This is a genomic window from Capnocytophaga sp. CM59, from assembly GCF_000293175.1.
GTDB classification, from domain to species: Bacteria; Bacteroidota; Bacteroidia; order Flavobacteriales; family Flavobacteriaceae; genus Capnocytophaga; species Capnocytophaga granulosa.
Map to the genome: position 1 here is coordinate 1 of NZ_ALNN01000017.1, position 8,829 is coordinate 8,829.

Genomic DNA, 8,829 nt, shown 5'->3' on the forward strand with positions numbered 1-8,829 from the left:
CCCCCCCTCAAGGGGGGAGTTAGTAAGTGATAGAGGTTCAATAAGTTATAAAAGGGAAATTTTCTAATTTAATAAACAAATTAGACCATTTCAACGCCCTTAAAGCTCCCCCTTTGGAGGGGGGGTGGGGGGAGGTTTTTACAAATAATTGTTTATCAGTTACTTGCAATTTCAATAGCAACCTAAAAACAACTTGCGAAACTTAAATTATTTACTAACTTTTTAAGACGCAATAAATTGCGTCTCTACGGATAAGATTATACAGATATTTTTAACTATTGATTCGCATTAGTGACTAATGACAAGTGACTAATGACTAATTCCACAATAGGATCAGTCATTAGTCACTTGTCATTATTTTTTACTTTTTACCTTTTACTTGTAGAAAGGTGGTAGTGTCTGAGCTTGTGTTCCTTCTGCCTTGCGGTGCTAAAGCAAGATACACGCTTGAGGTAGCCAATCACACGAGTGGCGTGATCCACATTCTCGCTGTGGCACTCTGGGCACTCAAAGAGTGTACGCTTATCTATATGGTTGCATTCATTACAGATTGTAATACGAATGTTGAAACAGAAATAGTTACAACCCGCTAGAGCCGTTGCATTGAGCAGCTTGAGGAAGCCCTCTTTGTTGGGTGTCTCTTCCAAATTGAGGTGCAGAGCAGACCCCCCGTCTAAGTACTCGATAAACTCCTTGCCATGGAGGATAATCTTGTCCAAGACATTTATATGGTCGTCTTCCACTGCATAGAAATAGGAATTATAACACTCACGTGGAGAGAACAAGCCTGATTTCTTGTCCCAAAGGGCGTTCTTCACCCCTAAGTTTTCCGCAGGGACAAACTCGGTATTGAACATATAACCATATATCTCACGTGCCTTGCGGTTTTCATCATAGATAATCTTGAGGTGGTGGCGTACAAACTCCTTATACTGCTCATTGTTGGTAGGGGCAATATCCAAGTATTCGGCGGCCTCTACCATACCATTAATACCAATTGTCAAGAACTGCTTGTCAAGGGAGATAAAGCCCGCATCATAGACCGGTAGCAGTCCTGCATTTTTGTACTCCTCTATAAGTTTGCGAAACGCCACTTGGTACTTATGTATTTTACGTACCTCCTCAGCAAGGTTGCGCTTTTGCTGAATGAGGCGGTTCATGTTTAGTGTAATCACATTGATAGACCCCGTGGCCACGCCCCCTGCCCCTAAGGAATAACTAAAGGTATGGTCGGAAATCTCGTTGCGCAAGCGGCAGCAGGAAGCGAGGCTATCGGCACTCTCGGACTGATAGACAAAGAAGGAGTTCCCTTCGCTGAGTTCCCCAGCGCACATATTGGCAAAATCTTGATCCACAGGCTTGCCCTTAGCCGTAAGCATAGCCGCTGTTACCACAGGGAAAGTGAGGATCGCCTTAAGGCGTTCGGCATTGAACCACTTGAGGAAAAAGTGTTGCAACTTGAAGAGCCTATCATAGCTAGGGCGGCTCATATCAGGGAAAACAAACTCACCAAACATGCTGTCAAAGTAAGGCTCATCATAGAGGGAGATATTCCAAAAAACCGACTGATAGCCACGGGCTGCCGCAGGCTGGTTAATGGCATAGACTACATGCTGGAGGTGGTTCTCTATCACCTTGGGGTGTGTTTCCAAATAATCCTCTCCATAGTCCTTGGTGGCAAAGTGGTCAAAATAGAGCAAAAACTCCACTGTAGCCAAAGCCCCTGCAAACTGGGAGCTAATGGCAAAGACCAGATTGACAAACTCCCCACAGAAGCTCTCCAAGTGCTTAGGGGCACGGCTCTCCCCTCCGAGCTTTATCAGCCCGTCCAAGAGGAAAGGATACATACTGATAGACACGCAATAAGGCTTCAGAGAAGTCTCATCATGCACATAGATCTCGTGCGCCTCTATCTGGCGAATGTATTCCCCAGCGAGTTCTTCCCCGAAAAGCTCCGCTATCTTGCGGCGTACCAGTTCGCGGTTGATTTGGATATTGATATCCTTGTTGATTTCCGCCTCCATGGTAGCGATGTTCTTGCTTGTTACATTGGCATTAGCATCTACCTGAGAAGCGGTAGCGGCATTTTCCGCATGCAGATATTGATTTATAAACTCAATTTTCTGCTGGATTTGATTTTGTGTAAGTCGAATCATAGGGATCTGATTTATAAGTTATTAGTGGTTAGTTGTCAGTGGTTAGTTGTTAGTGGTTAGTTGTTAGTGGTTAGTTGTTAGTTGTTAGTTGTCAGACTGACTACTGTCTTCTGTCTTCTGACTACTGTCTTCTGTCCTCTGACTACTGTCTTCTGTCCTCTGACTACTGATGATGAAACATTTCATTGAGTATTCTCCCAGTGCTTACCTCTATAAAGCGCTGGTTGGTAGTAGCTTCTGATAGGCCTCCTAAGGACTCTATCCAGGGGCCTGCCTTAAGCCAAGTAAGTTCCTGTTTGATAGCTGTAGGTACTTTCTCTTCTGTAAGTCCTGTATAGAGGCAGGTATGCAGCCCATAGGCACGGGCAATTTGTAGTTTGTGGATAAGTGCTGCCTCTTCCCATTCGCCCCCCATAAAGAGCACACAGGAGATCATATCCTTATAGCGCTCAAGGGTAGTGATAAACACCTCATCGGTCAGCGGAGTCCCTGTACCCTTTTTCCACAGAAAGGGAGAATGACATCCCTTGCAGCGCAGCGGACAGCCAGTTACACTCACACATAAGCTGATTTGTCCAGGCACCTCTTGTAGAACTATTTGTAGGTCAGCGTAATAAATCATATACATATCTTTTTTTGTGGTATGACAAAGTTAAGGAGAAAAAAGAGGGCTTTTTCCCCCAATAGGATAAGTTATTAACCGAGTTTTCAACAAGGGTTAATTATTTGTCAATAGGCATTGGTTATCTGTAATTAATATTGTAACTTTGTGTGCTAAAACAACTATATTATGGATACATTAGTAGCACCTCCCAACACCCAAGCCTCCTCTGTTGAAAATTGGTATGATGAAAAACAAATATTCCCTAAGCAGGAAGAGACTTGTTTTACAGAAGCCCAAGCTGAGTCTATAAAAAAGGGTATAGAACAAGCTGACAAAGGATTATTAACACCTCATACTGAAGTCAGGAAAAAAGCTCGTGAGATACTATGTGGGAATTAGAATGGACACCCCAAGCGGAAATACAATATTATGATATCTTATCTTATTGGGTAGAGCATAATGGTTCTAATTCTTATTCTATGAAGATTATGGAAGAAGTAGAGAAAAGTGAAGACTTACTCATGTATAATCCTTTCATAGGACAGGAGCATTATCTGAGTTCTCCTTATACAAAAATAAGACGCCTATTAGTCCTTAGGCATTTCTCTATTATCTATCGTATAACAGATAAGGTTGAAATACTTTCTTTTTGGGACAATAGAAATGACCCTAAGAAGTTAGCCTCTTTGATACTATAAAAATTTATTTAGAAAACACTATTACTGATTTTTTAAAACGCAATAAATTGCGCCTCTACACAGACGCTAGCTAAGACAATTCTTGGTGAGCATAGTCTTCTGTAGAGGTGCAATTTATTGCGTCTTAACGAATTGGACTATACAATATTTTCTACTATTGATATTATTTCTATCTCTCTTTAAAACAAGAGAAAAACCTCCTTATTTCCACTAAAAAGCAAAAAGACTTGATTTTACGCGTCCTAGGAGCAAAAAGGCAAATTTAACGCAAAACAAGCGAAAAAACACATCGTTTTTCCTTGTTAATCCAGAAAAAAGACGTACCTTTGGGGCGCTAATTAAAATTCATAAAGAGATATGAACTTAAAAAAATTATTCTTATTGTGTTCCCTTGTCTTTACGACAATGGCTTTTGCACAACAAACCGTAAAGGGTAGTGTAAAAGACAGTAAAGGGAAACCTGTGGCGGGTGCTACTGTGATCGTAGTGGGTACCAGTCGCGCAACCACTACCTCCCCCGAAGGAGGGTATTCTATTGAGGCTCAGGCCGAGGAAACCCTACAATTCGCCGCTCAGGGGTATCAAAACGTTCAAAGGAAAGTGGGATTAGAAACTACTATTGATGTAGTACTTCCCCTCAATTCCGAAGATGCTAAAACAGTAGGAGCTCTTGGTATAGAGCGTGATGCCAATGCTACAGGGTACTCCGAAACTACCCTTGAGGGAGGTGACAACCTCAAAGGAAAAACCGCAGGACTTGCCGCCGCAGGAAGTGGTATGGGACAGACTAAGATGACCCTCCGTGGTACAGGTTCTGTAACAGGAAGTAGCCAGCCGCTGATCGTTATCGATGGGGTGCCTATGGCTGAAATGGGAGATGGTTATGGAAACTCTGCATCTGAAATTAACAAAGATGACATAGAGTCCGTAACAGTACTTACCGGTGGTGCTGCTACCGCTCTCTATGGTAGCCGTGGTGGTAATGGGGTTATCCTCTATACTACCAAATCAGGTAAGGGAGGAAAGACCAATATTGATGTCAACTCTTCTGTAACATTTGAAAATGCTTATATAGCACCTAAATTACAAAATGAGTATGGTGGTGGATCTTCTCAAAGTTTCACTAAGCAAACAATAGAAGGACGTGAATACAATATAGCAGATTATGGTCCTGATGAAAGCTGGGGTCCTAAATATGATGGTACTCCTTACCTACCTTGGTATGCTTTTGATAAAAGATTCCTTGCTGACCACTATCTAAAACCTGTTCCTTGGCAAGCTCCTAAGAATGACGTAGACAAATTCTTCCGTACAGGGGTTACTACTAACAACTCTATTTCTATTACACGTTCTCTTTCAGGTACCAACCTACGCTTCTCTGTAGGAAATAGTGAAACAACAGGAATTGTACCTACTACCAAAATGGAGAAATCAAACGTGGCTTTTAGCTTTACTTCCGACCTATCAAGCAAGCTCAAAGCAGAAGGAGGTTTTAACTATTCTATCACTACCCGCCATAACCCTGGTTATACTTATGCAGACGCTTATTCCAATGGCAGGCTTCCTATCCTCTTATATGGATATACACAACGTCAGTTAGATTATAGAAATCTTGAAAGATTCTACAAATCAGAAGATATTAATAATCCTCAACGTACTTGGAACAGAAATGCTTGGAATGATCCATCTGCTCGTTTTAGCAATAACGTCTATTGGCTTCTTAATGAGGTTACCTCTGATGATAAAAACCATCGTATATTTGGTAACATTGGTTTCACCTACAACTTCACAGATAATTTCTTTTGGGTAGGTAAGATCTATGGAGATATCTATGCTCTTAAAACAGAAGGAAGAACAGCTAAAGGTACTTATCAGAACACACCTGACTATAACAAATATACTTATATCAATTCAGGATTTAACTACGAAACTCGTTTGCACTATACACCTAACTTAGGAGAGAATTTTTCCTTGACAGGATTCATTGGAGCTGCTCGTTCAGAAAACAGATATGATAAAACAGGTGCTGCTACACAAGGAGGCTTGATCGTACCTAATTACTATTCTATCGAAAACAGCTTACAGAAACCAACAGCTACTACTTATGCTTCATGGACTCGTACTAATAGTGTTTTCGGAATGGCTTCTTTAGGTTATAAGAGCACTTTATTCGTAGAGGTTACAGGACGTCAAGACTGGTTCTCTACTGTATCTAAACCTATTTTCTACCCTTCTGTAACGGCTTCTTATGTATTTTCTAATTCCTTCAAGAATCTTCCTTCATGGTTCTCTTATGGTAAAATCCGTGCAGGTTTAGCTCAAGTAGGTAATGATGCTTCTGCTTATGTACTTAAGACTTACCCTGTGATAAATAATCTCTTCCATGGAACACCAAACTATGGAGTGCCTGACACACAAAACAATCCTGACTTACTTCCTGAAATCAAGGAAACTAAAGAAGCAGGTATCGACCTTCAGTTCTTTAACAGCCGTCTTTCTTTAGGATTCTCTGTATATGACATTCTCTCCAAAGACCTTATCCTTTCTCTTCCTGTAGATGCAGCAAATGGATATACTTACAAAAACATTAACAGTGGAGAAATGTCTAACAAAGGTTTTGAAATCACCCTTTCTGCCACTCCTGTACAAACAGATAAGTTCGGTTGGTATATTGATTGGAACTTTTCAAAAAATATCAATAAGCTAACCAAGTTATACCCAGGTCTAGGACGTTATAGAGTAACAGGAGACTACTATGGTACTGTAAACCTTTATGCAATAGAAGGACGTCCTTTTGGAGAAATCTATGGGGCTGGATACGAATATGATGACCAAGGAAATCGTTTGGTAGATGAAAGAGGACACTATGTTCGCTCTAACCAAAAATCATTAGGAAACATCAACCCTGACTTTACTACAGGACTTACCAACACCCTTACTTATGGCAACTTTAGCCTTTCCTTCACTTTTGACTACCAACATGGAGGTAGCTATTTTGCAGGTGCTTATATGTTGGGTATGATCGCAGGTACTGCTCGTGAAACAATTGCTAATGGTATGCGTGAGAAAGATCCCAATGGTCCTGAAGGTCAAAAAGGGATCGTCCTACCAGGGGTATTCAAATCAGGTCCTAAAGCAGGAAAACCTAATGACATAGCTATCAGTCCAAAAGAATATGGTACTACATTCATGTTTGATTTGGATGAACAAAGTGTATTTGATGCTACCTATTTAAAATTACGTAGTGTATCCCTTTCTTATGATGTGCCACTACCTGAAACCAAGCATATCAAAGGCTTGAACTTTACCCTTTCAGGATATAACCTATGGACTGGAGCTTTGGCTTGGGATGGTATGGATCCAGAAACAGCTGCTTACAACTATGGTATGGGTAACTCTTCCTTGCCAACTACTAGAAGCTTTAGTCTCGCAGTAGGCTTAAAATTATAAAATTAACAATTAATAAACAGATTACAGAGAATATGAAACGAATCATAATATCCTTATTGTCTGTCGGACTGCTTTTTAGTAGTTGCGAAAAAGATTTTGAAGAGATTAATAAGAACCCTAACCAACCTGAGGAATACCTTACCTCTGCTCTATTTGGCAATGCTTCCTTTGGATTCTTATACAATCTACGCAAAAATGAGAACTCTGCTTCTTTGATGCGTACTTGGATGCAATATACTTCAGAGACTACCTATACCAAAGAAAGTCGTTACCAGTATAAAGAAGGAGCTGGAAATAATCTTTGGAAACAAATCTACAAGCGTGCTGAGGTTCTCAATAAGATTATAAAACTCAATACTGACCCTGAAACTAAAGGGGAAGCAGCTATCTTTGGAAGTAATTTAGGTCAAATATGTGCTGCACGTACTATGATGGCCTACTACTTTAGTATATTGACAGAGACCTTTGGAGATGTTCCTTACTATTCCTATGGAAGTAGAGAAAATCAAAAATTCCAAGCCCTACAATTGGATAAATATATTACTCCTGAATATGCTGATGAAAAAGATATCTACTTAGATATCCTTAAAGAATTAGGTGAAGTAAGTAATGATCTTAGCACCCTAAACGAAGATGACGAAGTCTTCTCTCAAGGTGATTTCATCTTCGGTTCTATAGGTAAGCTAAAACGTTTTACTAACTCTTTGCGCTTACGTATTGCTAACCATGTTAAAAACGTTAGTGATGCAGAACTTAAGGCAGCTGCAGAGGCGGTAATTAATCATTACGCAAGTAGTAATGAAAATGAACTTCTCAGAGAAGGAGAGAATGTGACCCTCCTTTTCGAAGATAACTATGATTATTGTGCACCTATCTATAATGATTATTTTATAGACCAACGTATGGACTATGTGCCTTCTAATACGTTTGTAAAATTCCTTATAGGAACCAATAAGCATGCCCAAGATAGAGGTTTATCTTTTGGAGTAGACCCTCGTGTACAGAAATATTTTGCCCCTGTGGGAACTGGAAAACAAGATGCTCTTAAAGGAGCGTATGATGAACCAACCACTATAGATACAACCCAATATAAGGGAATGCCTTATGGTATGGCTGAAGGTACCACTGAAAGCCAATTCGGTGGAGGAACTAAAATTTCTATTTTCAGTTCAACCATACTCAAGGCTGATTATAAAGAAGTCATTATGGATTATTCTGAAGTATGCTTCATCCTTTCTGAGATTAGAGGTTGGGACAATAACTGGTACAAAGCTGGTGTAAAGGCGTCTATGGACAAATGGAATGTAGACACAGCAAAAGCTACAGCCTTCATCAATAGTCTCCCTGCCGCTACTGCAGAAACTGTAATGACTCAAAAGTATGTAGCTCTGTATATGAATCCTAACGAAGGATGGACAGAGTATCGCCGTACAGGTTATCCTAAATTCTTAATCAAAGTAGGAGAAAGAGTAAAAACAAATTACCTCCTTGATGAAGATGGATCTGCTACAGATATCAGTAACAATAGTTACAAATTTGAATCTATGTATGAAGGCAATACAGGAGTCCCTGAAAGAGTGAACTATCCTTTGGAGTACAAAGGACTTAATCAAGCTAATTATGACAAAGCTAGAGCGAAAACCAATGGAGACTCTATGATGCACCGACTCATTTTTGCAGAGAACAGGCCCTAATAGGTAGAAATACATTTTAATCCTTTTTGGAGAGCAGTCTTGGGGACTGCTCTCTTTTTTTGTTCAAATCAGCTATAAAAGATATAAAAAGCTTTTTTAATCATGTTTTAAGTATATTAGTTTATAAAAACAAACTTATATATGATTTTTGGCTTAATGGACAAAAATGTTGCTCGAAAGTTCTTCAATCCCTTATTTTATCTACCTTTGCAGCTATTTGAAAAGAT

The 8,829-nt window shown here is 40.0% G+C and carries 6 protein-coding genes; 4 read left to right on the forward strand and 2 right to left on the reverse strand.

The window, feature by feature from the left end; translation table 11 throughout:
• Nucleotides 1–368 precede the first annotated feature (368 nt).
• Both nrdD and nrdG read right to left on the reverse strand, forming a co-directional pair.
• Nucleotides 369–2,156, reverse strand: a complete 1,788-nt coding sequence (gene nrdD, locus HMPREF1154_RS05695; protein ID WP_009641629.1) for an anaerobic ribonucleoside-triphosphate reductase — start codon at nt 2,154–2,156, stop codon at nt 369–371.
• A gap of 163 nt (nt 2,157–2,319) precedes the next feature.
• Nucleotides 2,320–2,778, reverse strand: coding sequence for an anaerobic ribonucleoside-triphosphate reductase activating protein (gene nrdG / locus HMPREF1154_RS05700; RefSeq protein ID WP_009641630.1), 459 nt, complete (start codon nt 2,776–2,778; stop codon nt 2,320–2,322).
• A 168-nt stretch (nt 2,779–2,946) separates the two neighbouring features.
• Here nrdG and HMPREF1154_RS05705 point away from each other — a divergent pair, with 168 nt between their 5' ends.
• The 4 genes from HMPREF1154_RS05705 to HMPREF1154_RS05720 all read left to right on the forward strand — a co-directional run bounded on the left by HMPREF1154_RS05705 (nt 2,947) and on the right by HMPREF1154_RS05720 (nt 8,602).
• Nucleotides 2,947–3,159, forward strand: a complete 213-nt coding sequence (locus HMPREF1154_RS05705) for a hypothetical protein (RefSeq protein WP_009641625.1) — start codon at nt 2,947–2,949, stop codon at nt 3,157–3,159.
• The gene (locus HMPREF1154_RS05710; RefSeq protein WP_009641628.1) at nt 3,147–3,458 is read left to right on the forward strand and encodes a type II toxin-antitoxin system RelE/ParE family toxin; all 312 of its coding nucleotides are present in this window, start codon (nt 3,147–3,149) and stop codon (nt 3,456–3,458) included. Before HMPREF1154_RS05705 ends, HMPREF1154_RS05710 begins: the two co-directional genes overlap by 13 nt.
• 357 nt (nt 3,459–3,815) lie before the next feature.
• A complete protein-coding gene (locus tag HMPREF1154_RS05715; protein WP_009641626.1) occupies nt 3,816–6,908 on the forward strand; it encodes a SusC/RagA family TonB-linked outer membrane protein in 3,093 nt (1,030 codons plus the stop codon).
• Nucleotides 6,909–6,940: 32 nt separating this feature from the next.
• On the forward strand, nt 6,941–8,602 hold the full coding sequence (locus tag HMPREF1154_RS05720; RefSeq protein ID WP_009641627.1) for a SusD/RagB family nutrient-binding outer membrane lipoprotein: 1,662 nt from the start codon (nt 6,941–6,943) through the stop codon (nt 8,600–8,602).
• Nucleotides 8,603–8,829 lie beyond the last annotated feature (227 nt).